This window comes from Streptomyces sp. NPDC020299, from assembly GCF_044387825.1.
Taxonomy (GTDB): Bacteria; Actinomycetota; Actinomycetes; order Streptomycetales; family Streptomycetaceae; genus Streptomyces.
This window is the reverse complement of the sequence record NZ_JBIRWL010000014.1, coordinates 109,474-135,369: the sequence shown is the minus strand read 5'-3', so window position 1 is coordinate 135,369 and position 25,896 is coordinate 109,474. Positions and strand designations below refer to the sequence as shown.

Sequence of the window (25,896 nt, the reverse complement as noted above, 5' to 3'; positions counted from 1 at the left end):
TTGTCCATTCATACGAATGCTTCGCGCCCCGTGATACGGGGAAGTCTACGAACCGGCCGACCGCCAGCAACGATACCGGCACCCGGGACAGCCCCCACGGGACGGGGGCGTGGCCGGAAGGTAGCGTCTGGGGGGAACTGGTCGGGAACGCGGCCGTCGCGCGGCTCGTTCCCTTCAGTGAAGCCCTCGTGGGACAGCCGTATTCATCTAGGGGAAGACGCTCACTTGATGCCGGACCGCAGTCTGCGACTCCTCACGTTCCCCCCGCAGCCGGAACAGGGAAGGGAGCGGGGCGCCGCCGTGCTGCTGCGGGAGCGGCCCGCCTCACCGCCCGACGCGCCCTCGTCCCGGCCGGAGGGCGACGGCCGGGACGATACGCCGACGGACGACAACCCCTTCGCCCCGCCGGCGGAGGGCACACCGGACCGGCCCTGGCAGCCCCGGCGCCCCTCGGGCTCCGAGGGTTCGCCGGACTCCGGCGACGGCGGCCGCTCCCCCTGGGGCAGCCAATGGAGCGACCGCCAGCCCGGCCGCTCCCCCGGCGGCTTCGGCGAGCGCCCCGGCAGCCGCCCCGAGGGTCCGGACGGCGGCCCCGGCCCCAACCTGCGCTGGGACCCCACCGACCCCGCCCAGCGTCACGCCCGTTACGCCCTGCTGTGCGGCATGTGGGCCTTCTTCTTCGCCCTGTTCAGCTGGCCTTACGTGTCCCTGCTGCTCGGCGCCCTCGCCCTCTACTGGGGCATCAGCGCCCTGCGCGCCAAGCCCCGCAGGCCCGACCCGAACACCCCGGCCCCGCCGGCCGGCGGCCGTCCCCAGACCACGGCGGCGATCAGCGGCCTGGTCACCGGCTCCCTGGCCCTGGCCCTCGTGGCGGCCACCTTCACGGCCCAGCTCGCCTACCGCGACTACTACACGTGCGTGAACGACTCCCTCACCAACGAGGCCAAGCAGACCTGCAAGCAGTTGCTGCCGCAGGAGCTGCGGGGGCTGCTGGGGAACAGCGACTGACGGGTCGCGCGGGGCGCGCGGGCGCTGCACGGGGGTCACTCGTCGTCCGGTCGGATCGGTCGAGCGGGCGGAGTGGGCGGAGTCGCCGGACCCGACGGCGTCGACCGGGTCGACGAGGGCGGCCGGTTCGACGGGGCCCCAGGGGTCGGCAATACCTCCGGGGTGTTAAGCGTCGGCCAAGCAGGCGGCGTCGGCGGGGCATCCGGGGTCGGCTCGGCGGTCGGAGTCGGCGGGGTCGACACGGGCGGCATGGCAACCGAGGCCGGTGGGGCGGTCGGCGTGGGGTGGGTCCGGGCCTCGGCCGGTAGTACGTCGTAGGCGTCCAGGGCGCTGTCGTAGACGAACGGCTCGGGCGCGGGCAGCGGCGGCGTCGCCTCGCGCGCCTTCGGTGCCTCCTCCCGCTGCTTCGGGGCCCCCAGCCCCGCCTGCGCCGTTCCCTCGGGCCCCCCTTCCGCCACCACTCCCGAAGCCCGTCCCCGCCACCACCGCACGACCACCGACACCGGCACCGCAACCGCCCCGAGCCACACCGGCACCGCGCCACCCACCTGCCACCACACCGGCCCGAACCGGGCCAGCGCGGCCACGCCGAGCGGGCCGCCCGCAAACTTCGCCAGGACGGCGAGCACCGCCCCGCACAACACGGCCGCCAGCAGGGCCGTCCCGGCGGCCCGCGCGGGGGTCCAGCGCGCCCGGCGCTCCCCGGCCCGCGCCGCGAAGCAGGCGACCGTCACCCCCGCCGCCACCGGCACCGCCCTGGCGGCCCAGTTCCACGGCATCGCGAGACCCGCGTCCGGTACCGCCGCGAGCAGCGGGAAGGGCGGCAGCAGCGGCGCGGGATGCGAGGCGAACGGGTCGACCGCGTGTCCGGCGCCGAGCGCGAACCCGGGGCCGAGGGCGTAGGCCACCGACCACACCGCCGCGTTGGGGACCAGCGCGAGGCACAGCACGAGCACGGCGAACCGTCCGGTCCAGCCCTCCGTCAGCTGCAGGAATGAGCCGCGGGCCGCCGCGCCGTGCCCCACCAGTGACACCCCGAGCAGCAGCGTCCCACCCCCGAGGAGCACCCCCGTCCCGGCCAGCGCCCCCCGCACGGCCGCCCGGAGCCCGGCCCGGCCGCCCGGCGCCAGGGCCCGGCGGCGCAGGAAGCCCGGCAGCGGCGCCAGCACGCCCAGCAGGGGCTCGCGCGGACGGTCGTACGCCGACCACACCCCCGCACCCGCCGCGGCCACCGCGACGAGCGGCAGACACACCGCCGCCCACTCCCACACGGGCCGCAGCGCACCGCCCGAGGCGTACAGCACGGCGCCGGCGCCGATCCCGAGGTAGCCGAGGACGACGCCCGTCCACGCCGTGGGCGCGGCGACCGGCGGCGGGCCGTCGTCGTCGACCGGCGCGTCGGTGGCGTCCCGCGCCGCCCGGTACAGCAGCCAGGCCGGCAGCACGAGGAGCAGCAGCGGGGTGACGCCGACGGGCGCGGGGACGCCGGAGAGCGTCTCGGTGCGGACCAGCTGGACGCCGTGCGCCAGCAGCCACAGCGCGGCGGCGACGTGCAGCGCGCCGCCCGGCCCGCTGTCGGGGTACGGGGAGCTGACCCACAGCACCATCACGAGCACGGCGAAGCAGCCGAGGCCGAGCCCGGCCGCGACCGCGCCGCCCAGGAGGCTCGCGGCCAGCCCGGGCGACCGGTCACGCAGCCCGGTGAGCAAACGGTTGAGCAGGCGGGTGAGCAAGGGCGGCAACGACGGTCGGCGAGCGGTCATCTGCGTCACGCCGCCATGCTCCCAACGACACGCGCTTTACGGGCGTAACAGGCGAACCACCGAAGTGTCGCTCAATATATGTTTATGTGTTTTTTCCTCTGGAGGGCTGACCGGTGACTCCCCGTCAGACCGACGTCGCCCTGACACCCGCTCAGGCTTTCGACGCGCTGTACGAGTTCTGCGCCCCCGCCCTCGTACGGCAGACGTACCTGCTCACCGGGCGGCGCGAGTCGGCCCGCACCGCCGTGGAGCGGGCCTTCGAGCTCGCCTGGCAGCGCTGGCCGGAGGTGGCCCGCGACCGTGATCCGGCGGGCTGGGTACGCGCCACGGCGTACGAGTGCGCGCTCTCCCCCTGGCACCGCTTCCACCTGCTCCGCCGCCCCGACCCGCCCCCGGCCGACGCCGCCGACCGCGCCCTGCTGGACGCGCTGCTGAAGCTCCCGCCGCCCCATCGCCGCACGCTCCTGCTGTACGACGGTGTCGGCCTCGACCTGCCGGAGACCGCCGCGGAGACCGAGGCGAGCACACCGGCGGCGGCCCGTCGGCTGACGCACGCCCGCGCCGCGGTGGCCGCGCGGCTCCCGGAACTGGCGGACTGCCGGCTGCTGCACCGGCGGCTGGCCGAAGTGGCCTCCACGGATCGGCTGCGGGCCGCCGGGCCGACGGTGGTGCGATCACTCGGCGAACGCCGGGTCCGCCGCTGGACCCGCGCCGCGATCGCCCTCACGGCCGCGGTCGTCGGTGCGACCACGCTCACGCTGCGGACCGCCCCGACCCACTTCGACAAACCCCCCGGTCCGCCCCAGGCGGTGCGGGGCGTACCGCCGAGAGCGGCCCTGGGCCCGCTGTCGGCCAAGGAACTGGCTCTACGGGCCAAACTGCGCCGGGAGTCGGCGCGCGGGCCGGAGAGACTGCTGCCGGTGCCGGGGTGATCCAGCGGAGTGAAACGTTTCCGCACAGCCGTTTCCGCACAGCAAAACGACGCCGAGGAGCAAAGCGACACCGCGGCGCGAAAAAGCCGGTAGGCCCGCCCCCACCTCGGGGAACGGGCCTACCGACGCTCGATCGGCCTGCTTCAGCCGGCCAGGATCTCCCGCGCCAGCTTCGCCGTCTCGGTCGGCGTCTTGCCGACCTTGACGCCCGCGGCCTCCAGGGCCTCCTTCTTCGCCTGGGCGGTGCCCGACGAACCGGAGACGATGGCGCCCGCGTGGCCCATGGTCTTGCCCTCGGGCGCGGTGAAGCCCGCGACGTAGCCGACGACCGGCTTGGTCACGTTCTCCTTGATGAAGGCCGCGGCCCGCTCCTCGGCGTCGCCGCCGATCTCACCGATCATCACGATCAGGTCGGTGTCGGGGTCGGCCTGGAACGCGGCGAGGGCGTCGATGTGCGTGGTGCCGATGATCGGGTCACCACCGATGCCGACGGCCGTCGAGAAGCCGATGTCACGCAGCTCGTACATCATCTGGTACGTCAGCGTGCCGGACTTCGAGACCAGACCGATACGGCCCGGCTTGGTGATGTCGCCCGGGATGATGCCGACGTTCGACTGGCCCGGGGTGATGATGCCGGGGCAGTTCGGGCCGATGATCCGGGTCTTGTTGCCCTTCTTGCCGGCGTACGCCCAGAAGGCGGCCGAGTCGTGCACGGCGATGCCCTCGGTGATCACGACGGCCACGGGGATCTCGGCGTCGATGGCCTCGACGACCGCGTCCTTGGTGAACTTCTCCGGCACGAAGATGACGGAGACGTTGGCGCCGGTCTTGTCGATGGCCTCCTTGACGGTCCCGAAGACGGGTACCTCGGTGCCGTCGAAGTCCACGGTCTGCCCCGCCTTGCGCGGGTTCACGCCGCCCACGACCTGGGTGCCGTCACCGAGCATGAGCTTGGTGTGCTTCATGCCCGTGGCGCCGGTCATGCCCTGGACGATGACCTTGCTGTCCTTGTTGAGCCAGATAGCCATGGTGTGTTGGTGTCCTCGTCCTGAGTGCTTACTTGGCGGCGTGGGCCAGCTCGGCGGCCTTGTCGGCCGCGCCGTCCATGGTGTCGACGCGCTGCACCAGCGGGTGGTTGGCGTCCGTGAGGATCTGCCGGCCCAGCTCGGCGTTGTTGCCGTCGAGGCGGACGACGAGCGGCTTGGAGACGTTCTCGCCGCGGTCCTCCAGGAGCTTCAGGGCCTGGACGATGCCGTTGGCGACCTCGTCGCAGGCGGTGATGCCACCGAAGACGTTGACGAAGACGGACTTGACGTCCGGGTCGCCGAGGATGATCTCCAGACCGTTGGCCATGACCTGGGCGGAGGCGCCACCGCCGATGTCCAGGAAGTTGGCCGGCTTGACGTCGCCGTGCTTCTCACCGGCGTACGCGACGACGTCCAGGGTGCTCATGACGAGACCCGCGCCGTTGCCGATGATGCCGACCTCGCCCTCGAGCTTGACGTAGTTGAGGTTCTTCGCCTTGGCGGCGGCCTCCAGCGGGTTGGCCGCGTCCTTGTCGTGGAGCTCCTCGTACTCGGGGTGGCGGAACTCGGCGTTCTCGTCGAGCGACACCTTGCCGTCGAGGGCGATGACCTCACCGGAGGCGACCTTCGCGAGCGGGTTGACCTCGACGAGGAGGGCGTCCGACTTGATGAAGGTGTCCCACAGCTTGACGAGGACGTTGGCGACCTTGTCGGCGACCTCGGCCGGGAACTTGGCCGCGGCCACGATCTCCTGGGCCTTGGCCTCGTCCACACCGTCGATGGCGTCGATCGCGATCTTCGCGACGGCCTCGGGGCGGGTGGCCGCCACCTCCTCGATCTCCATGCCGCCCTCGACGGAGGCGATGGAGAGGAAGGTGCGGTTGGCACGGTCGAGGAGGAAGGAGACGTAGTACTCCTCGACGATCTCCGGAGCGGTCTCGGCGATCATGACCTTGTGGACCGTGTGGCCCTTGATGTCCATGCCGAGAATGTCCGTCGCGCGAGCGACGGCCTCGTCCGCGGAGGCGGCCAGCTTGACGCCACCGGCCTTACCGCGACCACCGACCTTCACCTGCGCCTTGACGACGGACTTGCCGCCGAGCCGCTCGGTGATCTCGCGCGCCGCCTCAGGCGTGTCGATGACTTCACCGGCCAGCACCGGTACATCGTGCTTGGCGAAGAGGTCCCTCGCCTGGTACTCGAACAGGTCCACGCGCTTCCGTCCCTATCAGTGATCTCGCGGTTCGTTGGATGCGTGGGCGTGCCGCGAAGGGCAACGTGACGTCCGCCTGAGTCACTGGGGAAGCGCACACGGTGTCCGAGCGCGCGGCATGTCCGTCTCGCAGGTTATCGCCGCATGCCGGGGGTCCCTAAATCGAGGGTCACACCTGAGCGGTGATACCTGTCACATGATGCCGCCCTCACTGGCACGGCGTGCCGGGACGGCGAGGCCTCACCGGGCTGGGGTTGACCCGGTGAGGCCTCTGAAATGGCCCTTTTCGGGGCCGTGGGCGGCTGATCCCCACCCCAATGGGGACCAGCCGCCCCGGTCCGTGAGACGTCGGTCGGACGGGCCGACGGCATTCGGCCGTCCGGGCCGTTCAACCCCACGGAGTCGGTCGGGACGGGCCCCTCAGACGCCCTCAGACGCTGAAGGTGTGCCCGTCGTGCGCGTTGTGCGGGTTCTGTACGAGGTGCGTGTACCCCGTGTCATGCACATATCCCGGGAGCGCCGATTCGGCCACCCCCGTCACACCGCTGACCGCGTGCCCGGAGAGCGGACGGGCGCCGGCCCGGACGGTCCCGGTGAGGCCCTGTGCGAAGGGCGCCGCCTGCCCGGCGACCCGCTGGGCGAAGGAGTCGGCCTCGCCGACGACCCCGCCCGCGAACGGAGCGACGTCGCCCGTCACGCCGTGGGCCAGCGTCGTGGCGCTGCCGGTGACCGGGTCGACCACCGTCCGGACGGCCCCGGTGACCCCGTCGGCGAACGGCGGCACCTCCCCCGCGACGTCCTGCGCGAAGGGCTCCACCTGCCCGGTCACCCCGTACGCCAGCGGCGGCACCTGACCGGCGACCCCGCCCGCGAAGGGCCGCACGTCGCCCGAGACGCCGTAGGCCAGCGTCCCCGCGTCCCCGACGGCCTCCCCGGCGACCGGCACGGCCCCGCGCACGGCGGCGCCCGCGACCGGCGGCAGGACCGCGTGCGTGGTGTCACGGCCGACCTGCCCGGCGACACCGGCGGCGTACGGCGGCACGTCGGCGACCACGCCGTACGCCAGCCCCGTGGCGGAGGCCACGGCGTGACCGGCCACCGGCCGCACCCCGTCGACGGCGGTCCCGGCCACCGGCGGAACGACCGCGGCGGCCGTCTGGTCGACGACCGGGGCGGCGGTGCCGGTGACGTGGCCGGGCACGCCGGAGACGGCGGCTTCGGCGGCGGCCGGTGCCTGCTCCAGTTCGGGGGCGAAGGAGGAGAGAGGGCCGAACAGGTAGTCGATCTCGGCCTGGGCCTGGGCCTGGGCCTGTGAGGAGGTGTGCGCGGGGGTCGCCTCGGTGACGGCGTGCGCCGCCGTGTCCGTGGCCCCGGTCCGCGCGGCGCGGGCCGCCTGGGCGCCCTTGACGGCCTCGGCGGCCTTGGTCCTCGCGACCACCGGGACCTTGGCGGTGCTCGGGATGTCCGTGCTCGGGGTGTCGGCGGCCGTGTCCGGCGCGGAGAGGGCCGAGTCGGGCAGTTCGTCGGCGCTGGCGACGGCCGAGCCGAGCGCCCACACGCCGGTCACACCGGCGGCTATGACGATGGAGCGGCGGATGTTCTTGTTCATGCGTGCGTCAGTTCCTTCAGGGTTCCGGGATGTCTTGAGCGGCTTCCGTCCGGAGGACTGGGGGATGTCCGGACGGGCGGGCAGACCTGTTCCGCCCCCGCGCGGCAGGTCCACGGCGGGAGAAATGGCCGTTTCTGCCTCGGGGAGGGAGCCCTAGCCGGGGAAGACGGGAATGTCCCGGTACCTGTCCCGGGTCCCGGGCGCGCCGACGCGCGCGATGGCACCGGGAGCAAGACGCAGCGGCGCCCGGGGGTCAGGAGTGACGGCGGCCGCGTCCGCATGGCGTGACGTGCCGTCGCCGACCGCCGCCCGGTTGGCGAGCGCCCCGTCCGGGTCTCCGGTCGGCGCGGGGCGGGAGGGGGCGCCGGCCCGCTCCGCGGTGCGAGGGCCGCCGGCGTGCACCCGAGTGACCGGTGTGCCGATCCCCAGGGTGACGCGCGGACCTTGGGGCGCGGTCACCGTCGTACGGGGTTCGGTACGGCGCTCGGTGCGGTGCTCGGTACGGGAGTCCGTACGGGCCGCCGTACCGACGTGCCCGGTGGAGGAGCTCGCCGGGGACGGCGACGCCGTCTCCGGGCCGCCCGGCTGCTGCGGCCCGGGCACCTCGACGGCCGGCGGCGCTGGCAGCTTCGGCGGGGCGGGCAGCTCGGGCAGCGACGGCGCCTTCGCCTGCGCCTGCACCTCGTCCAGGCCCCGTGTCACCGTGCCGACCACGTCCCCGACCGGTCGGGGGACATGAGCGCTGACGGTCCGTACGACATCCTCGGCGGTCACGGAGGTCACCGACGACACAGGCGACACCGGTGACACCGCGGACACCGAAGCAACCGACGGCGTCCCCTCGGCCGCATGAGCCTGCTCGCCGCAGACGAAGCCGAGTGCGAACAAGCCGCCGACCAGCAGCACCAGTTGCAGGGCACGCCGTCCGGCCGCCGTGCGCAACACGCGCACAGCGGCACCGGGCAGGGCTGCTGGCCAGGTCAAGAGCGGAGGGTCCTCGGTGCGACGGAACGACTGTCGGGTCGACGGGATACGCCGTCGATCTTTGCACGAAACGCCCGAGGTTGCGCAAGCCCCCTGTTACCGATGGGTAGCCATGTCCCTTTTCACCGCTCCGGTAGGGGAATCGGGCGCTTCTCGATCGCCGCCGCCATCACCTCCGGGAACAGATCCGGCGTACAGGCGAACGCCGGTGCCCCCAGCGCGGCGAGCGCGGCCGCGTGCTCCCGGTCGTAGGCCGGTGCCCCCTCGTCCGACAGTGCGAGCAGCGTCACGAACTGCACCCCCGACGCCTTCATCGCCGCGACCCGCTTGAGCATCTCGTCGCGTATGCCTCCCTCGTAGAGGTCGCTGATCAGCACGACCACCGTCTCCGCGGGCCGGCTGATCTGCGACTGGCAGTAGGCGAGCGCGCGGTTGATGTCCGTACCGCCGCCGAGCTGGGTGCCGAAGAGGACGTCGACCGGGTCGTCCAGCTGGTCGGTGAGGTCGACGACGGCCGTGTCGAACACGACGAGCCGCGTACTGATCGACCGCATGGAGGCGAGCACCGCCCCGAACACGGACGCGTAGACGACGGACGCCGCCATCGAACCGGACTGGTCCATGCAGAGGATCACCTCCTTCTTCACCGACTGCGAGGCGCGCCCGTAGCCGATGAGCCGCTCCGGCACGACCGTCCGGTACTCGGGCAGGTAGTGCTTGAGGTTGGCCGCGATCGTGCGGTTCCAGTCGATGTCGTGGTGGCGCGGCCGGCTGACCCGCGCGCTGCGGTCGAGGGCGCCGGTGAGGGTGGCCCGGGTGCGGGTGGCGAGCCGCTTCTCCAGGTCCTCGACGACCTTGCGCACGACCGCCCGTGCCGTCTCTCTCGTCGTCTCCGGCATGGCCTTGTTGAGCGAGAGCAGCGTGCCGACGAGGTGCACGTCGGCCTCGACCGCTTCCAGCATCTCCGGTTCCAGCAGCAGCGTGGCCAGCCCGAGCCGGTCGATGGCGTCCCGTTGCATGACCTGGACGACGGAGGACGGGAAGTACGTGCGGATGTCCCCGAGCCAGCGCGCCACGGACGGCGCCGACGCCCCGAGCCCCGCCGCCCGGTCCCGGCCGGTCCGCGGCCGGTCGCCCTTGCCGTAGAGCGCGGTCAGCGCCCCGTCCATCGCCGCGTCCCGCCCGGAGAGGGCGCATCCGGTGCCGTCCGCCGTGTCTCCCCCGAGGACCAGCCGCCAGCGCCGCAGCCGCTCCCGGGCCGGGTCGTCGGCGTACGCCGGCTCGTTCGTCATATGCCCACCCCCATCAAGTCGTTGTCGTCGGCGTACGCGCCGTGGGGCCCGTGGGCGCCGTGGGACCCGTGGGCGCCGTCTTCGCCCAGCCCCAGCAGCAGCCGCACCACCGGCAGCACCGCGTCCGCGCGGTCCGGGTCGAGCTCGGCCGCGAAGCCGGGTATGCCCGCACCGGTGGCCGCCCCGCTCCCCACAGCGCCCGGCCCGCGCCGCACCAGTTCCCCAAGCGTCCTGCGCACCCCCGCCTCGTACGCCGAGAACGTGCGCCGCAGCAACGGCAGTACATCCGTGAACGCCTCCGCGGGCACCCCGGTGAGCCAGGCGTCGACCAGGCCGAGCAGCCGCTCGTCGTGTACCAGCAGCATCCCGCCCCCGCCGCCGGCGAAGCCCTCGATCCACGCGGCGGCGTCGGCGGGCGGCGTCCCCGGCGACAGCACGAGACCCATTCGCCGGGCCGCCGCGTCCGGCCCCAACTCGCCGTCGTCCAGCAGGATGCGCACCGCACGACCCCGTATCACCCCGGGCACGGCATCCCGCGCGGACAGGGTCCGCAGCACCGCGCGCCACCGCGGACGCAGGTCGCCGTGGCCGGGTACGGCCGCCTCCGCGAGCAGGGCCACCGCCCCGTGCACGGCGTCCACATGGCCACGCATCTCGTCGGCCGCGTCGGCGTCCAGCGCGGCGCAGGCCGGGGGCAGGCCGACGAAGACCCGCTCGGCGAGGCCCGCGGCGACCTCGGCGAGGGCCTCGGTGCCGGTGCCGCGCACATCGCCGTAGCGCAGGGAGCGGACCAGGGCGGGCAGGGCCTGCGCCAGATGGCCGACGTCGGTGTCCAGCGCGGCCCGGTCGGCGAGCACGCGCATCACCACGGGCAGCGCGTCCGGCAGTTCGGCGAGCAGGCAGTGCTCGGCGAGGGCGGTGACGTCGGCGAGGGACCGGGCGGCCACGGCGTCCGCCTCCGCCCTGGCCGTCGCGGCGGCGACCACGGTCGTACCCCACACCCCGGCCTCGGCGATCCGCACGGACAGCTCCGGCTCCCAGCGCAGCCGCCAGGTCTCCCGGAACGTGCCCGTGCTGCCCCGGGAGGCCACCGGCTCGCCCCAGTCGACGCCGAGCAGCCGCAGCCGGTGCAGCAGCCGGCTCCGGCCGGCGTCGGTCTCCTTGCGCAGGTCGAGCTCCAGCTCCCGCTCCAGCGCCTCGGGTTTGAGCCGCAGCCGGCGCTGCTCCCGGGCCAGGTCGCGCTGCAACGGCACCGCAGGCGCCCCCTCGGGCACCTCGCCCAGCACATCCCCGACCACCAGCCGGTCGTGCACCAGGGCCAGCGGCACGTCCGAGCCCTCGCACATCACGGCGCGCACCGCGTCGGTGGTCTCGCTCAGGCCGGCCAGCGGACGGCCGCGCATCGCGGCGAGCGTCTCGGCCAGCCGCACCGCCTCGATGACATGGGCCGAGGAGACGATCCGGTCCTCCTCGCGCAACAGCCCCGCGACCTTGGTCAGCCAGCGCTCCACCGGCCGGTCGGGCGCGCTGAACAGGTGCCCGTACCAGCCCGGCGAGTCGATGCCGGCGCCGTACCCGCCGGCCCGGGCCAGTCTGCGGTGCGTCCACGGCACCCAGGTCATGTCCGTCCTGACCTTGGGCAGCCCCTTCAGCAGCGCCCGGTCCGCGGTGACCGCGGCCTTCTCCCGCAGCGCGGGCACGTGCCACGCCCCGCAGACCACGGCCACCTCGACCCCGAACTCCCGCTGGGCGGCGCGCACCTGGAGGCGCATGTACGCCTCCCGCACGGGGTCCCGGGCGTGTCCGCCGGTGCCGTACCGCTCCCGCAGCGCCCCCATGGCCTCCTCGAGCGCGGCGAACGGCGCGAACGGGTCCCGGTCGCCTCCGCCCCGGTGCTCGACGGCGTCCTCCCACCAGCGCTCGGGGTCGTCGTAGCCGCCGGCCTCGGCGAGGACGGCGAGGGGATCGAGGCGGACGCCATCCGCCTCTTCTCCTTCTTCTCCGCCTTCCCCTCTCCCTCTTCCTCTCCCTTCCTCTCTCTCCCACGCCAGCGTGTGGGCGGCGGGCAGGTCGATGAAGCGGGCCGGTACCCCGTGTGCCAGGGCCCAGCGGATCGCCACCCACTCCGGGGAGAACTCGGCCAGCGGCCAGAACGCCGAGCGGCCGGGCTCGTCCACGGCGTGGGCGAGGAGCGCGACCGGGGGCCGCATCCGGTCGTCGGCGGCCAGCGGGACCAGGGCATCTGCCTCGGGCGGCCCCTCGATCAGCACCGCCTCCGGCCGGGCCGCCTCCAGCGCGGCCCGCACCGCCCGCGCCGAGCCCGGCCCGTGGTGCCGCACGCCGAGCAGCAGGGGTCCGGCGGTCCACGGGCCGGCGCCCGACGGCCATCGGCCGTCGTTCATGCGCTCACCTCCCGGCAGGCCCGGTAGAAGTCCTTCCAGCCGTCCCGCTCGCGGACGACCGTCTCCAGGTACTCCTGCCAGATGACGCGGTCGGCCGCCGGGTCGCGGACGACGGCGCCGAGGATCCCCGCGGCCACGTCGGCCGGCCGCAGCACGCCGTCGCCGAAGTGCGCGGCCAGCGCGAGGCCGTTGGTGACGACCGAGATGGCCTCGGCGGTGGACAGCGTGCCGCTGGGCGACTTCAGCTTCGTACGGCCGTCGGCGGTGATCCCGTCGCGCAGTTCGCGGAAGACGGTCACGACGCGGCGGATCTCGTCGATGCCGTCGGGCACGGCCGGCAGGTCGAGGGAGCGGCCGATCTGGTCGACGCGGCGGGAGACGATGTCGACCTCGGCGTCGGCACTCTCCGGCAGCGGCAGCACCACCGTGTTGAAGCGGCGGCGCAGGGCGCTGGACAGGTCGTTGACCCCGCGGTCGCGGTCGTTGGCCGTAGCGATGAGGTTGAACCCGCGGACGGCCTGCACCTCCTGCCCCAGCTCCGGTATCGGCAGTGTCTTCTCGGACAGGATCGTGATCAGCGTGTCCTGCACGTCCGCCGGGATGCGGGTCAGCTCCTCCACGCGGGCCGTCATGCCCTCGGCCATGGCCCGCATGACCGGGCTGGGCACGAGGGCGTCCCGGCTGGGGCCGTGGGCGAGCAGTCGCGCGTAGTTCCAGCCGTAGCGGATGGCCTCCTCCGGGGTGCCCGCCGTGCCCTGCACCAGCAGGGTCGAGTCACCGCTGACGGCGGCGGCCAGGTGCTCGGACACCCAGGTCTTGGCGGTGCCGGGCACGCCGAGCAGCAGCAGCGCGCGGTCGGTGGCGAGCGTGGTGACGGCGACCTCGACGATGCGGCGCGGGCCCACGTACTTCGGCGTGATCACCGTGCCGTCCGGCAGCGTGCCGCCGAGCAGATACGTGGCGACCGCCCACGGCGACAGCTTCCAGCGGGCCGGGCGCGGGCGGTCGTCCTGCGCGGCCAGCGCGGTGAGTTCGGCCGCGAAGGCGTCCTCGGCGTGCGGCCTGATCTCCTCGGCCGGCTGCTCCCCATGCTTCTGCACGGACTGCGACTGCGCGGACGTCGGTTCCACGGACACAGACATGGCTGAGGCCCCCTCCAGCTCGGCCGGTTCGGATCTGTCACCAACCTTGCACCACCCCACTGACAATCGCTCTGACCTGCACAGACACGCTCGCAGGGCCGATTGTCAGTGGCTGGATCTACCGTCGTTGGCATGACTGAGCAGGGGGTGCGCTGGACCGCGGAGCAGGTGCTGGCACTGGCGCCTGACGCCGCGTCACGCAAGGCGGGGAGCAAGCTCGGCGTGGCCGGGCCGTGGTCCGGGACGGGCAGTGCCGACGAGGGGACGGTGTGGGGGCTGTGCAAGGGCAGTGGCAGCAGGCCGTATCAGACGGTCGTCGACATCGCGGACGCGGCCGGGCCCGCGTACACATGCAGTTGCCCGAGCCGGAAGTTCCCGTGCAAGCACGCGCTCGGGCTGCTGCTGCTCTGGGCGGGCGGGGAGGGCGCGGTGCCGGGGGCGGCGCAGGCGCCGGACTGGGCGGCGCAGTGGATCTCGGGCAGGCGTAAACGCTCGGAGGGCAAACGGGCGGGTGACGGCGGTGGTTCCGGTTCCGTGGCCGCCGATCCGGAGGCGGCCCGGCGCCGGGCGGAGCGCCGGGCCGAGCGGGTGACCGCGGGCGCGACGGAGCTGGAGCAGCGGCTGACGGACCTGCTGCGCGGCGGCCTCGCCTCGGCGGAGTCGGCGGGGTACGGACTGTGGGAGGAGACCGCGGCCCGCATGGTCGACGCCCAGGCGCCCGGGCTGGCCGCCCGGGTGCGGGAGTTGGGGGCGATACCGGCGTCCGGGCCGGGCTGGCCGGTGCGGCTGCTGGAGGAGTGCGCGCTGCTGCACCTGCTCGACCAGGGCTGGCTGCGCCGCGAGCGGCTCCCGGCCCGCCTCGCGGCGACGGTCCGCTCCCGCGTCGGCCTGCCCGCCGCCGCGGACGGCCCGCCGGTGCGCGACCGCTGGCTCGTCCTCGCCCAGTACGACACGACCGACCCGAAGCTGACGACGCGCCGGATATGGCTGCACGGCGCCGAGTCGGGCCGTACGGCTCTGCTGCTGTCGTACGGCGCGGCCGGCCGCGCCCCTGAGCTGGCGCTGCCGGTCGGGCTGGCCCTGGACGCCGAGGTGTCCGTATATCCGGGTGCCGGGCAGCTGCGGGCTGCGCTGGGCGAGCGGTTCGCCGCGCCCGCGCCCGCGGCGATCCGGCCGCCAGGTCTGACCACGGCCGAGGCGGCGGCGCGGTACGGCGAGGCACTACGGGCCGATCCCTGGCTGGACGCGGTTCCGGTCACGCTGGACCGGGTCGTACCGGCCCCGGCCGGTGATTCCTGGCAACTGGCGGACGCCGACACCGACTCGGCGCTCCCCCTCACTCCCACCGCCCGCTCCCGACCGGGCCTGTGGCGCCTCGTCGCCCTCTCCGGCGGCACTCCGGTCAAGGTCTTCGGCGAGTGCGGCCACCGCGGCTTCACTCCCCTGACGGCCTGGGCGGCGGGAGCGGGAGAGGCGGTGGCGCTGTGCTGAGCGGGCGAACGCACGCATATCACCCGCCCCGCGGGACATCCGATGTGAGTAGCCGTTCAACAACTGTGCCGCACCGCCGACGACCGAGAGGCACGTCATGAACAGCACCCCCGCTCCGGCGGACGCGCCGGTCACGGGCGCGTCCGTCACGGATGCGTCCGTCACGGGCGTCTGGGAGGGGCTCGTCACCGCGGCCCTGCTCGGTACCGACCGGCGCCCACCGGCCGGGGGCGCGCCCGGACGGGAGGCGCCGGTGGCGCTGTTGGACGCGGCGGCCGTGGAGACCGTACGGCGGCGGGCCGGGCTGCGTCCGGCGCCGGCGGCCCGGCGGCCGGAACCGGCGCCCGACGACCCGCGCCCCGCGCTGCCCGCCCCGGCGGCGCGCAGGCTGGCGATGCTGCTGGCCGACCGCCCCGGCACGGGCGGGGGTGGTCGCCGGGGTGCCTCGCCCGACCTCATGGAGCTGCTGCCGCAGTGGCTCGCGGCGGCGAACGCGCGCGGATTCGCCCCGCCCCCGCAGGCGCTGCCCGCGCTGCTGGACGCGGCCCGGGGCCGTACCGACCTGCGCCCGGCGGTGCTGGAGTTCGCTGGGTCGCGGGCGCTGTGGCTGGCCCGGCTGAATCCGGACTGGCGGTTCGCCCTGCGCGCGGCGCCCGGTGGCGGCGCGGCGCTGCCGGACCCCGACGACGCCGACGAGGTGCGCCGGCTCTGGGAGGAGGGGCTGTTCGCCGAGCGGGTCGCGCTGCTCGCGGCGCTGCGGGCGCGCAGACCCGCGGTGGCGCGCGAGTTGCTGGCCGGCACGTGGGCGACGGAGCGCGCGGAGGACCGGCTGATGTTCCTCGACTCGCTGCGCACGGGGCTCGCCGCGCAGGACGAGCCCTTCCTGGAACAGGCGCTGGCCGACCGCAGCCGCAACGTACGGGCGACGGCCGCCGAGTTGCTGTCCGCGCTGCCCGGATCGGCGCTCGCCGCGCGGATGGCGGTGCGGGCCGGGGCCTGTGTGGCCATCGATCACACAGGGGACAGGGCGACGATCGCGGTGGAAGCGCCGCTTGAGTGCGACACGAGGATGGAGAGAGACGGTGTAGTGCCCAAACCTCCTACGGGTAGAGGAGAAAGGTCGTGGTGGCTGGGCCAGTTGGTGGAAGCGGCACCGCTCGGGACCTGGTCGGCACGGCTGGGCGGACGTACACCCCAGGAGATCGTGGCGCTGCCGGTCGCGGACGACTGGCTGGGCGAGTTGCACGCGGCCTGGTGCCGCGCGGCGGTGCGGCAGCGGGACGCCGAGTGGTCCCGGGTGCTGCTCGGCGCACCGTCGGCGCCCGAGGCGGGTGGCCCCGGGGCGGTCTCGCTGGCCGAACGGGCCAAGCTGCTGGGCACGCTGGACGCGGAGGAACGCGCCGCGTGGGTGGCGGGGTTCATCGCGACGCACGGGCTGTCGGAGGCGTTCCAGTTGCTCGGGATGTGCGTGGTGCCATGGGCCGCTCCGCTCGGGCGGGCGGTGGTGGACGCCCTGAACATCGCTCGGGACGCGGGGAGTTATCCATGGAGTTTCAGTGGAGTGATGGGCCTGGCCGAGCGGTGCCTGGACCCGGCGGAGGCCGCACGGCTGGACGGGCTGCTGGCGGTGCCGGACGAGCGGGAGGACGCGTCGCCGGGTGCCGGAGGGTACTGGGCGGAGGCGTTCCAGCGGCTCGTCACGACGTTGCGCCTGCGTGCGGCGATGACGGAAGAGCTGAGCGCGGCCTAGGGGGTGTTTCGAAAGTCCTGTCCGGTGCGAGCTCTGGGGGTCCCCCCGGCCGAAGGCTGGGGGAGTGCCGGACGAAAGCCCTCGTACTGGACGTACTTGGGTTTTTGGCCGGTGCGGCGAGAGTGCGTGCCGGGCGCCGTGGGTGCTGTGCGGGACTTTCGAAACACCCCCTGGGGTGCCGGCAGGCCACGTTGGCCCGTCAAGCGGCGTCCAGTGCGTGCTTTCGGCGGATCAGGCGGAAGACCCCGCCGACGGACCGGGTGTACTTGGACTTTCGGCCGGAGCGGCGAGTGGCGGCCGCATGTCCTCTGACCGGCGCGCCGCCCCGCCCGGGTGTGCCGTCTCGCGGGCTACGCCTCCGCGGGCTGGCGCGCGTTCTCCCGTACCCACTCCACGATCGACGCCGTGGTGGCGCCCGGGGTGAAGATCTCCGCGACACCCTTCTCCTTCAGGGGTGCGATGTCGGCCTCGGGGATGATGCCGCCGCCGAAGACCAGGATGTCCTCGGCGTCGCGCTCCTTGAGGAGTTCGATGACCGCCGCGAAGAGGGTGTTGTGGGCGCCGGAGAGGATGGACAGGCCGATCGCGTCGGCGTCCTCCTGGATCGCGGTGTCGACGATCTGCTCCGGTGTCTGGTGGAGGCCGGTGTAGATGACCTCCATGCCGGCGTCGCGCAGCGCCCGCGCGATCACCTTGGCACCGCGGTCGTGGCCGTCGAGCCCCGGCTTGGCCACCACCACGCGGATCGGACCGGCTGCCACACCCATGACTGCCTCCATGAAGCGAGAAGTGAACGAACGTTATCCACAGGATCCCGCAACCGCCAGTTTCACGGCCCTGACCGAGGGGGAAATCACACGGTGGGACACGTTCGGGAGCCGCGGCGTGGTCCACGGAGTCACGACAGGCATGTTGGGCGGGTAGGGCAGGACGCCTCGGGCGCCGCATGCCTCACGTCTCCCACGCGGGCCGCTCGTGCCCCGTCGACCGCGCTTCTCACGGCATCCCGCAAGAGCACACGGGGGGCGGAGCCGTCCTCCGGCGTGCCGACAGGAGGCCGGCCATGAAGGTCACCAGGGCACTGGACCCCATACTCCCGATACTCCCGTTCTGCCGCCGTCTCGTGCCGGACAGAATCGCGGGCCTGTCCCTGGCACTCCTGAAGGCGACCGCCCTGGAAGCCGCGATCCTCGCGGGGCATGTGCTGCTGTATCCGACCGGCATCCTCCCGGAGCGCCGCTCCCCCGCCGTGCGGGTGCCGGACGGCGGGGCCAAGCTGCCGGTCCAGGAGCGGCCCCCGGTCGTCCTGCTGCACGGCTTCGTCGACAACCGCTCGGTCTTCATGCTGCTGCGCCGCAGTCTCCTCCAGCACGGCAGGCACCGGATCGAGTCGCTCAACTACTCGCCGCTGACCCGGGACATCCGCGCCGCGGCGGAGCTGCTGGGCCGGCACATAGAAGAGGTCTGCGAGCGGACCGGCAGCCAGCGGGTCGACGTGGTGGGCCACAGCCTCGGCGGGCTGATCGCGCGCTACTACGTGCAGCGGCTCGGCGGTGACCGCCGGGTCCGTACGCTCGTGACGCTGGGCAGCCCGCACGGCGGCACCCGGGTCGTGCCGCTGGCGAACGCGCACCCGATCGTGCGCCAGATGCGCCCCGACTCCGAGCTGATCGAGGAGCTCACCCGGCCGGCGCCCGGCTGCCGCACGTACTTCGTCAGCTTCTGGAGCGATCTGGACTCCCTGATGGACCCGCTGGAAACCGCCCGTATCGACCATCCCGACCTGATGACGCTGAATGTGCCGGTAACGGGCATCGGGCATCTCGCCCTGCCGGTGCATCCGGCCGTCGCGGCCGGAATACGGCAGGCTCTCGACAGCGAGCGGCCGACGGCGGGGGCCGCGAAACGCCGGAACGGACTCACGGTCGCGTCCTGACCCCGGCTCGACCCCCGCTCGACCACGGCGTGCCGGGCGGCGCAACAGCCGCCCGGGACGGCCCGTTTGCCGGGCGGCCACCCATCCGGCTTCGAACGTCCTTCGAACACAAAGCCAAACCCGCGTCTGTCGTCCCCCGAAACACGGCCGAATGCCCGTTTCCTGCGATCGGGAAACCGGCCGAAGATTGTCGCGCCCGCGTACCGCCGGGTACAGTCGCCGCACTGCTCTGCCAGCCCCTGTTGTCGAGGCGAAAGAGAAGTTGGTGAACGACCGTCACCCGTCGGGGACCATGACCACCCCGACTCCGGCTTCCGACGCCGCCTCCGCGCACTACGCGACCCACGGCGGCCAGGAAACCCAGTACGGCGGCTTCACCACGTACGACGGGTACGGCGCCACCGGTTTCGAGACCGGCGCCCACGCCACCACGGCCTTCGATTCCGACCCGCTCTTCGGCAGTCTCCCGGGCCAGGGCCACCCCACCGGCACGTACGACGCCACACAGTGGACGACCGGCGCCGGCCAGAGCGCGCACTACGACCCGTACGCGGCCCAGCACCACGCCGCCTACGACTCCGCCGCATACGATTCCGGCACCTACGACGCCACCGCCTGGACGACCGGCCAGCAGCAGTTCGTCGGCATCCCGCACCAGGCGACCTCCCCGGACGTCAGCGGCCAGTGGGAAGCGAACGCCTGGCTCCAGCCCGACCAGTCCGGGGCCGCGCCCGAGCTGACCCAGCAGTGGGAGTGGGGCACGCAGACCTTCGACACCGGCGCGTACGACGCCACGCAGTGGAACTCCGACGGCACCGCGCCGGCCACCGAGCCCGAGCAGCAGCCCGAGTCCTTCGAGCAGCCCTTCGACCAGCAGGCGACCGCCACCTTCGAGCAGGCCTCGTACGAGGAGCACACGGGCCACGAGGACTACAGGGACTACGACCAGGCGGAACCCGTCGCGGACGGCGACGGGTTGTCCGCGACCGGCGAGCTTCCCAGCGTCGCTCCCCTGCTCGACGACCAGGAAGAGGTCACCCCGGCGCCGCCCCGGCCGGGCTCCCGCAGCGCTGCCCGCTCCCGTCGCCGTACGCCCCCCAAGCGCTCCGCCCTGCTGACCGTCGCCGTGCCCTCGGTCTGTGTGATGGGGGTCGCCGGGATCGCCGCCGCCTCCGTCGGCGCCCTGACCGACGACGGCGGCAAGGACACCACGGCCACCGCTTCGGACACACATGCGGTGAAACCGTCCGCCGCCAACAGCAAGCTGGACTCCCAGCTCAGGACCCTCTCCGCCGGCGCCGACGACTTCGCCGACCGGGCCAGCCGCACGCAGGAGCGCATCGACCTCAAGGCCCAGCAGGCGGCCGACAAGAAGGCGGCGGCCGCGGAGGCGGCCCGCAAGGAGCGACTGCGCCCCAAGTACGTCCTTCCTGTCACGCAGAAGGGGCTCAGCGCCTATTTCGGCCAGGCGGGCGTGAACTGGATGTCGGTGCACACCGGCATCGACTTCCCCGTCTCGTACGGCACGACCGTGATGGCGGCGACCGACGGCACCGTCTCGACGAAGTGGAACAGCGCCTACGGCAACATGCTGATCCTGACGGCGAAGGACGGCACGCAGACCTGGTACTGCCACCTCTCCAGTTACCGGGTTCCCGCCGGCACGACCGTCAAAGCCGGGACACCGATCGCGTACTCCGGGAACTCCGGCAACTCCACCGGCCCGCACCTGCACTTCGAGGTCCGGCCGGGCGGCGGAGCCGCCATAGACCCGCTGCCGTGGCTGCGCAGCCACGGGCTCGACCCGACGTAGGACTCCCCGGGGTTCGCTCCGGGGGCGCCGAAGCCCCCCGGAACCCCGACGCCTCCTACAGCTTCTCCACCGGCGCGTACCGCAGCAGCAGCCTCTTCGGCTTGGTGTCGCCGAAGTCGATCGTCGCCTCGGCGTTCGCGCCCGTACCCTTCACCCCGACGACCGTGCCGAGCCCGAACTGGTCGTGCGTCACCCGGTCCCCGACGGCCAGCGCCACCACCGGCTTCTCCGAGGTCCTGCGAGTGGCGAAGCCGGAGGCTCCCGACGCCGAGGAGCGCGAGCGGGTGGAGGACAGCGAGGCCGCCACTCCGGACGCCGGCCCGGAGGGCATCGGGGCCGCCGCTCCCTTCCGCTTCCACTCCACATGGGCGGGCGGGATCTCCTCCAGGAAGCGGGAGGGCGGGTTGTACGAGGGCTGGCCCCACGCGCTGCGCAGCGCCGACCGGGTCAGATACAGCCGCTCACGCGCGCGCGTGATGCCGACGTACGCCAGGCGCCGCTCCTCCTCCAGTTCCTTGGTCTGGCCGAGGGCGCGCATGTGCGGGAAGACGCCGTCCTCCATACCGGTCAGGAAGACCACCGGGAACTCCAGGCCCTTGGCGGTGTGCAGGGTCATCAGCGTGATGACGCCGTCGCCGTCCTCTTCGTCCGGGATCTGGTCGGAATCGGCGACCAGCGCGACCTGCTCCAGGAAGTCGGACAGGCCCACCGACTCGCCCTCGCCACGCTCCTGCTCGAACTCCAGTGCCACCGCCGCGAGTTCCTGGAGGTTCTCGATGCGGGTCTCGTCCTGCGGGTCGGTGGAGGCCTGCAACTCGGCCAGGTATCCGGTGCGTTCGAGTATGGCTTCCAGGACGGTGGCCGGGCCCGCGCCGGACTCGACGATCGTACGGAGCTCCTCCATCAGCACGTTGAACCGCTTGACCGCGTTCGTCGACCGCGCCGCCATGCCGTACGCCTCGTCGACCCGCTTCAGCGCCTGCGGGAAGCTGATCTTCTCCCGCTGGGCGAGGGCGTCGATCATCGCCTCGGCGCGCTCGCCGATGCCGCGCTTGGGCACGTTCAGGATGCGACGCAGCGGGACGGAGTCCTCGGGGTTGGCGAGGACACGCAGGTAGGCCAGGACGTCCCGGACCTCCTTGCGCTCGTAGAAGCGGACACCGCCGACGACCTTGTAGGGCAGGCCGACGCGGATGAAGACCTCTTCGAAGACACGGGACTGGGCGTTGGTGCGGTAGAAGACGGCGACGTCCGAGGCCTTCGCCTCGCCCGCGTCCGTAAGGCGGTCTATCTCGTCGGCGACGAACTGCGCCTCGTCGTGCTCGGTGTCGGCGACGTAGCCCATGATGCGGGCGCCCGCGCCCGCGTTGGTCCACAGGTTCTTGGGGCGACGGGACTCGTTGCGCTCGATGACCGCGTTGGCCGCGGAGAGGATCGTCTGGGTGGAGCGGTAGTTCTGCTCCAGCAGGATCGTCGTCGCGTCCGGGTAGTCCTCCTCGAACTGGAGGATGTTGCGGATGGTCGCGCCGCGGAAGGCGTAGATCGACTGGTCGGCGTCACCGACCACGCACAGCTCGGCGGGCGTCAGGCCGTCCGGGCCGGGCGGCACGTCCGCCGGGCGCACCGGGTGCTCGGAGGTGCCGACGAGCTCCCGTACGAGGGCGTACTGGGCGTGGTTGGTGTCCTGGTATTCGTCGACCAGGACGTGGCGGAAGCGGCGGCGGTAGTGCTCGGCGACGTCCGGGAAGGCGCGGAGCAGGTTGACCGTCGTCATGATCAGGTCGTCGAAGTCGAGGGCGTTGGCCTCGCGCAGCCGCGACTGGTACAGGGCGTAGGCCTGGGCGAGGGTCTTCTCGAAGCCGTCGGCCGCCTGGGCGGCGAAGTCCTCCTCGTCGACCAGCTCGTTCTTCAGGTTGGAGATCTTGGCGCTGAAGGACTTCGGCGGGAAGCGCTTGGGGTCGAGCTCCAGGTCGCGGCAGACCAGGGCCATCAGGCGCTTGGAGTCGGCGGCGTCGTAGATCGAGAACGACGACGTGAAGCCGAGCCGCTTGCTCTCGCGGCGCAGGATGCGCACGCACGCGCTGTGGAAGGTCATCACCCACATCGCGTTCGCGCGCGGGCCGACGAGCTGCTCGACGCGCTCCTTCATCTCACCGGCGGCCTTGTTGGTGAAGGTGATCGCCAGGATCTGGCCGGGATGGACGCCCCGCTCGCCGAGCAGGTGGGCGATGCGGTGGGTGAGCACGCGGGTCTTGCCGGAGCCGGCGCCGGCCACGATGAGCAGCGGGGAGCCGGCGTGGACGACGGCCTCGCGCTGGTTCTCGTTCAGCCCCTCCAGGAGCGCGGCGGCGTCGATCGCCGGGCGCGGGGCGCCGTCGCGGTAGTGCGTGTCCCGGTCCGGCGGCACGTCGAACTTCCCGCCGAACAGATCGTCCGGAACCGGCTCCGGAGCGTGATCGTCCTCGGGCGGCGGCGGGGGTTCCTCGTCGTGCCCGCGAGGGGCCTGGAGGTCCGCCAGGAAGCTGTCGTCAAAGAGGCTGCTCATCGCTCTCCGAGTCTAGGGCGCCCCACTGACAACCGGCCGCCGCCCTCGGAACTTGGCCGGGGAACGATCTCCTCACCCTGCGGAACCGCATGGTCACGACAACGACACACCCGTCTCGTGTCACGAAAATGTATCGGACATATAGTGCACCAACCTTCACATGAGTCACACGAGTTGGCTAGCGTTCCGCCAGGCCGTACGACCCCCACCGGCGAACCTCGCCGGGCCGCGCGGCCTCCGCCGAGTCCGGTGCGCCCCCCGCGGCAGCCGGAGCCGGGGACCCACCGAGACCTTGGGGTGAATCGGCCCGCCCTCCCCACCGGGGACGACGGCCGTAGGGCAACCCTTCCGAACCACCCGCCCGAACCCGACAGCTAACCCGGTAGGCGGAGCATTGGAAGGAGTCGCCTCCCTTGGCGTCGCACCGCAAGCGTCCCTCGGGTGGGGCGGGCATACGCAAGCCCGCTCTCGCCACCGCCGCCCTCACCTCCGTCGCCCTGCTCTCCCAGACGGCCAACGCCGCACCCGCCACCCCTTCCGCCGACGGCAAGCCGAGCATGGAAGAGGTCGAGAAGAAGGTCGACGACCTGTACCGGCAGGCGGAGTCGGCGACCGAGAAGTACAACGCGACCAAGGAGACGGCCGGCAAGCAGCGCCGGCGCGTCGACACGCTCCTCGACGAAGTGGCCAAGCGCACGGAGAGACTGAACAAGGCACGCGAGAAGCTGGGTTCGTTCGCCGCGGCCCAGTACCGGACCGGGGCCACAACCCCCGACACGGCCACCTTCCTGCTCGCGGACACCCCGCAGGACTACTTCGACCAGGCCCAGCTGATGAGCCGGCTGACGAAGCGGCAGAAGAACGCGGTCGACGACTACGTCACCGAGCAGTCCGCCACCATGAAGAAGCGGCAGGAGGCCACCGCGAGCCTCGAGACGCTGACCGACTCCCAGCACGATCTTCAGGCCGCCAAGTCGACCGTCCAGAAGAAGCTCACCACCGCGCGCGAACTGCTGTCCACGCTGACCGCGCAGGAGAAGGCGCGGCTCGCGGCGATCGAGAAGCAGAAGCAGGAGGAGGCCGCGCGCAAGGCGGCGGAGCTCGCGAAGGAGCAGGCGGCGGCGCGGGCGAAGGCGCAGCAGCAGAACAGCGGCTCGTCGGACGCGTCGACTTCGACGGGCTCCTCGTCGGACACGTCCACGCCGGCCCCTCCGTCCACGCCGTCCTCGCCGACCTCCTCATCCTCCGCCAAGGCCGCGAAGGCGATCGCGTTCGCCCGCGCGCAGATCGGCAAGCCGTACGTCTGGGGCGCCACCGGCCCCGGCTCCTACGACTGCTCCGGCCTCACCCAGGCCGCCTGGAAGGCCGCCGGCGTCAGCCTGCCGCGCACCACCTACGACCAGGTCAATGCCGGCACCACGGTCTCCCTCGCCAACGCCCAGCCCGGTGATCTGGTCTTCTTCTACGACGATGTGAGCCACGTCGGCGTCTACATCGGCAACGGCATGATGATCCACGCCCCCAAGCCCGGCGCCTACGTCCGTGAAGAGTCGATCTACTACGGCGGCGAATCGATCATCCACAGCGTGGTGCGTCCGGCCTGAGCCGACGGGCCCCTAGCATCGGGCTCATGCCGGGCTTCCTCTCACCATTACGTGTGTGGTGGGCCCGGCGTTCACCGGCGGCCGGTGCCGCTGTCATGGCGACCGGGATCGTGTCGGTGGGGTTGCAACTGGCCGGTCACGAAGTGCTGTCCCGGGTCGCACTGGGGCTGGCCTGCGCCGCCTGGCTGGGGTTCGCGGCCGGTTTCGCCCTGCGGCTGCTGCGCGAGCGGGAGCGGTGGACGGCGGAGGCGGCGTCACCGAGCGCGCTCACCGCGGTGGCCGCCACGGCGGTGCTGGGCACCCGGTTCTCGCTGCTGGGCCGGCCGGTCCTGGCCGAGGCGCTGCTCGCGCTGACGGTCGTGCTCTGGCCGGTGCTGCTCGTCCACGTCCTGCGGCGGTGGGAGCGGCGGATGCCGGGGGCGGTGTTCCTGGGCTGTGTGGCCACGGAGTCGATCGCCGTGCTGGGGGCCGTGCTGGCCGCGGCGACGGCCACGGCGTGGTTCGCGCACACGGCGCTCGTGCTGTTCTGGCTGGGACTGGTGTTCTACGGGCTCGCCCTGGCCCGGTTCGATCCGCGGCAGCTGCTCGAGGGTGCCGGGGACCAGTGGATCGGCGGCGGAGCGCTCGCCGTCTCGGCGCTGGCCGGGGCGCGCCTGGTAACCGCCGACGACACGCCCCTGTACCTGTGGAGCCGCGACGACCAGGGCGTGCTGCGCGCCGTGACGGTCGCGCTGCTCGTGCTGGACTGGGCCTGGTACGCCGTCCTGCTGGTCACGGAGGCGGTGCGGCCGCGTCCGGGCTACGACGTGCGCCGCTGGTCGACGGTGTTCCCGATGGGCATGACCGCGGCGGGCACGCTGTCGGTCGGCACCGCCCTGGGGGTCCCGTGGCTGCGGGGGCCCGGGGTGGTGCTGGTGTGGATCTCGGTGGCGGCGTGGCTCGTGGTCGCCGTGGGCGCGGTCAGGTCCACAGCACGGCGATGAAGATGTTCACCGTGGTCAGCAGGCCGACCAGTCCGAAGAGGCTCTTGTCGACCCGCTCCTCGTCCCGCTTCACGTAGACCAGCCCGAGGATCACGATCAGCAGGGCCAGCTTCACACCGATCTTGACGGTGTTGACGTGGTGGTCGTCGGCCTCGTTGAGCCCGACCAGGATCACGCCGGTCGCCAGCATGGTGAAGGCGCCGTGCAGCATGGCCGGGACGAAGCGGGCCTCGCCGCGTCCCATCGCCTTCATCTGGGTCAGGAAGCCGCCGAGGAGCGCGGCGATGCCGACGATGTGCAGGCCGACGAAGAGATGGATGAGTACGTCCATGAAGCCGCAGCCTAATGGGCCGCATATATGCGCCTCATAGCACCCCATGGCCGGCCCACGCCCCGGAAACCGC

Annotated in this window: 19 protein-coding genes and 1 riboswitch; of the genes, 8 read left to right on the top strand and 11 right to left on the bottom strand. The window is 72.9% G+C overall.

All coding sequences use genetic code 11. The features are described 5' to 3' along the window. The first annotated feature begins 228 nt into the window (after positions 1-228). Positions 229-1,008 carry a hypothetical protein gene (locus tag ACH45E_RS31550; protein WP_361448127.1) on the top strand — a complete coding sequence of 260 codons (780 nt, stop codon included), beginning with the start codon at positions 229-231 and terminating at the stop codon, positions 1,006-1,008. A 35-nt stretch (positions 1,009-1,043) separates the two neighbouring features. Here the strand turns inward: ACH45E_RS31550 and ACH45E_RS31545 are convergent, their stop codons facing one another. Further along, positions 1,044-2,771 (bottom strand): DUF6350 family protein, encoded by a 1,728-nt coding sequence (locus tag ACH45E_RS31545; protein ID WP_361448398.1) that lies wholly within the window; start codon positions 2,769-2,771, stop codon positions 1,044-1,046. A gap of 113 nt (positions 2,772-2,884) precedes the next feature. On the opposite strand from ACH45E_RS31545, the gene ACH45E_RS31540 reads away from it, so the two are divergent. Further along, entirely contained in the window at positions 2,885-3,703 is an 819-nt protein-coding gene (locus tag ACH45E_RS31540; protein ID WP_361448124.1) for a sigma factor-like helix-turn-helix DNA-binding protein, read from the top strand. Positions 3,704-3,846: 143 nt separating this feature from the next. On the opposite strand, the gene sucD is transcribed toward ACH45E_RS31540, so the two are convergent. The 7 genes from sucD to ACH45E_RS31505 all read right to left on the bottom strand — a co-directional run bounded on the left by sucD (position 3,847) and on the right by ACH45E_RS31505 (position 13,370). Further along, on the bottom strand, positions 3,847-4,731 hold the full coding sequence (gene sucD, locus ACH45E_RS31535) for a succinate--CoA ligase subunit alpha (RefSeq protein ID WP_361448121.1): 885 nt from the start codon (positions 4,729-4,731) through the stop codon (positions 3,847-3,849). Positions 4,732-4,759: 28 nt separating this feature from the next. After that, positions 4,760-5,941, bottom strand: coding sequence for an ADP-forming succinate--CoA ligase subunit beta (gene sucC, locus ACH45E_RS31530; RefSeq protein WP_361448118.1), 1,182 nt, complete (start codon positions 5,939-5,941; stop codon positions 4,760-4,762). A 430-nt stretch (positions 5,942-6,371) separates the two neighbouring features. Beyond that, positions 6,372-7,550 carry a hypothetical protein gene (locus ACH45E_RS31525; protein ID WP_361448115.1) on the bottom strand — a complete coding sequence of 393 codons (1,179 nt, stop codon included), beginning with the start codon at positions 7,548-7,550 and terminating at the stop codon, positions 6,372-6,374. Between the two features lie 153 nt (positions 7,551-7,703). After that, positions 7,704-8,534: a hypothetical protein gene (locus ACH45E_RS31520; RefSeq protein WP_361448112.1), complete on the bottom strand. Its 831-nt coding sequence runs from the start codon at positions 8,532-8,534 to the stop codon at positions 7,704-7,706. Between the two features lie 122 nt (positions 8,535-8,656). Beyond that, on the bottom strand, positions 8,657-9,826 hold the full coding sequence (locus ACH45E_RS31515; RefSeq protein ID WP_361448109.1) for a VWA domain-containing protein: 1,170 nt from the start codon (positions 9,824-9,826) through the stop codon (positions 8,657-8,659). Next, positions 9,823-12,228, bottom strand: coding sequence for a DUF5682 family protein (locus tag ACH45E_RS31510; RefSeq protein ID WP_361448106.1), 2,406 nt, complete (start codon positions 12,226-12,228; stop codon positions 9,823-9,825). The genes ACH45E_RS31515 and ACH45E_RS31510 overlap by 4 nt, the downstream gene beginning before the upstream one ends. After that, on the bottom strand, positions 12,225-13,370 hold the full coding sequence (locus tag ACH45E_RS31505; RefSeq protein WP_361448103.1) for an AAA family ATPase: 1,146 nt from the start codon (positions 13,368-13,370) through the stop codon (positions 12,225-12,227). Before ACH45E_RS31505 ends, ACH45E_RS31510 begins: the two co-directional genes overlap by 4 nt. A 132-nt stretch (positions 13,371-13,502) precedes the next feature. Here ACH45E_RS31505 and ACH45E_RS31500 point away from each other — a divergent pair, with 132 nt between their 5' ends. Together ACH45E_RS31500 and ACH45E_RS31495 are read left to right on the top strand one after the other, a co-directional pair. Further along, on the top strand, positions 13,503-14,861 hold the full coding sequence (locus ACH45E_RS31500) for an SWIM zinc finger family protein (RefSeq protein ID WP_361448100.1): 1,359 nt from the start codon (positions 13,503-13,505) through the stop codon (positions 14,859-14,861). 97 nt (positions 14,862-14,958) lie between these two features. Beyond that, the gene (locus tag ACH45E_RS31495) at positions 14,959-16,611 is read left to right on the top strand and encodes a DUF5691 domain-containing protein (RefSeq protein WP_361448098.1); all 1,653 of its coding nucleotides are present in this window, start codon (positions 14,959-14,961) and stop codon (positions 16,609-16,611) included. Between the two features lie 350 nt (positions 16,612-16,961). Here ACH45E_RS31495 and ACH45E_RS31490 read toward each other — a convergent pair whose 3' ends face one another. Next, entirely contained in the window at positions 16,962-17,378 is a 417-nt protein-coding gene (locus tag ACH45E_RS31490) for a cobalamin B12-binding domain-containing protein (protein ID WP_361448095.1), read from the bottom strand. A gap of 296 nt (positions 17,379-17,674) precedes the next feature. On the opposite strand from ACH45E_RS31490, the gene ACH45E_RS31485 reads away from it, so the two are divergent. Both ACH45E_RS31485 and ACH45E_RS31480 read left to right on the top strand, forming a co-directional pair. Continuing rightward, positions 17,675-18,547 carry an alpha/beta fold hydrolase gene (locus ACH45E_RS31485; RefSeq protein ID WP_361448092.1) on the top strand — a complete coding sequence of 291 codons (873 nt, stop codon included), beginning with the start codon at positions 17,675-17,677 and terminating at the stop codon, positions 18,545-18,547. Between the two features lie 265 nt (positions 18,548-18,812). Further along, positions 18,813-20,360 (top strand): M23 family metallopeptidase, encoded by a 1,548-nt coding sequence (locus ACH45E_RS31480; protein WP_361448089.1) that lies wholly within the window; start codon positions 18,813-18,815, stop codon positions 20,358-20,360. 55 nt (positions 20,361-20,415) lie between these two features. Here the strand turns inward: ACH45E_RS31480 and pcrA are convergent, their stop codons facing one another. Then, the gene (gene pcrA / locus ACH45E_RS31475; protein ID WP_361448086.1) at positions 20,416-22,905 is read right to left on the bottom strand and encodes a DNA helicase PcrA; all 2,490 of its coding nucleotides are present in this window, start codon (positions 22,903-22,905) and stop codon (positions 20,416-20,418) included. A gap of 228 nt (positions 22,906-23,133) precedes the next feature. Further along, a riboswitch (cyclic di-AMP (ydaO/yuaA leader) is annotated at positions 23,134-23,311 on the top strand. A gap of 7 nt (positions 23,312-23,318) precedes the next feature. On the opposite strand from pcrA, the gene ACH45E_RS31470 reads away from it, so the two are divergent. After that, positions 23,319-24,509, top strand: a complete 1,191-nt coding sequence (locus tag ACH45E_RS31470; protein WP_361448083.1) for an NlpC/P60 family protein — start codon at positions 23,319-23,321, stop codon at positions 24,507-24,509. A 26-nt stretch (positions 24,510-24,535) separates the two neighbouring features. Continuing rightward, entirely contained in the window at positions 24,536-25,492 is a 957-nt protein-coding gene (locus tag ACH45E_RS31465) for a tellurite resistance/C4-dicarboxylate transporter family protein (protein WP_361448080.1), read from the top strand. Here ACH45E_RS31465 and ACH45E_RS31460 read toward each other — a convergent pair. Then, on the bottom strand, positions 25,470-25,823 hold the full coding sequence (locus ACH45E_RS31460) for a hypothetical protein (RefSeq protein ID WP_361448077.1): 354 nt from the start codon (positions 25,821-25,823) through the stop codon (positions 25,470-25,472). The genes ACH45E_RS31465 and ACH45E_RS31460 overlap by 23 nt on opposite strands. Positions 25,824-25,896: the final 73 nt, after the last annotated feature.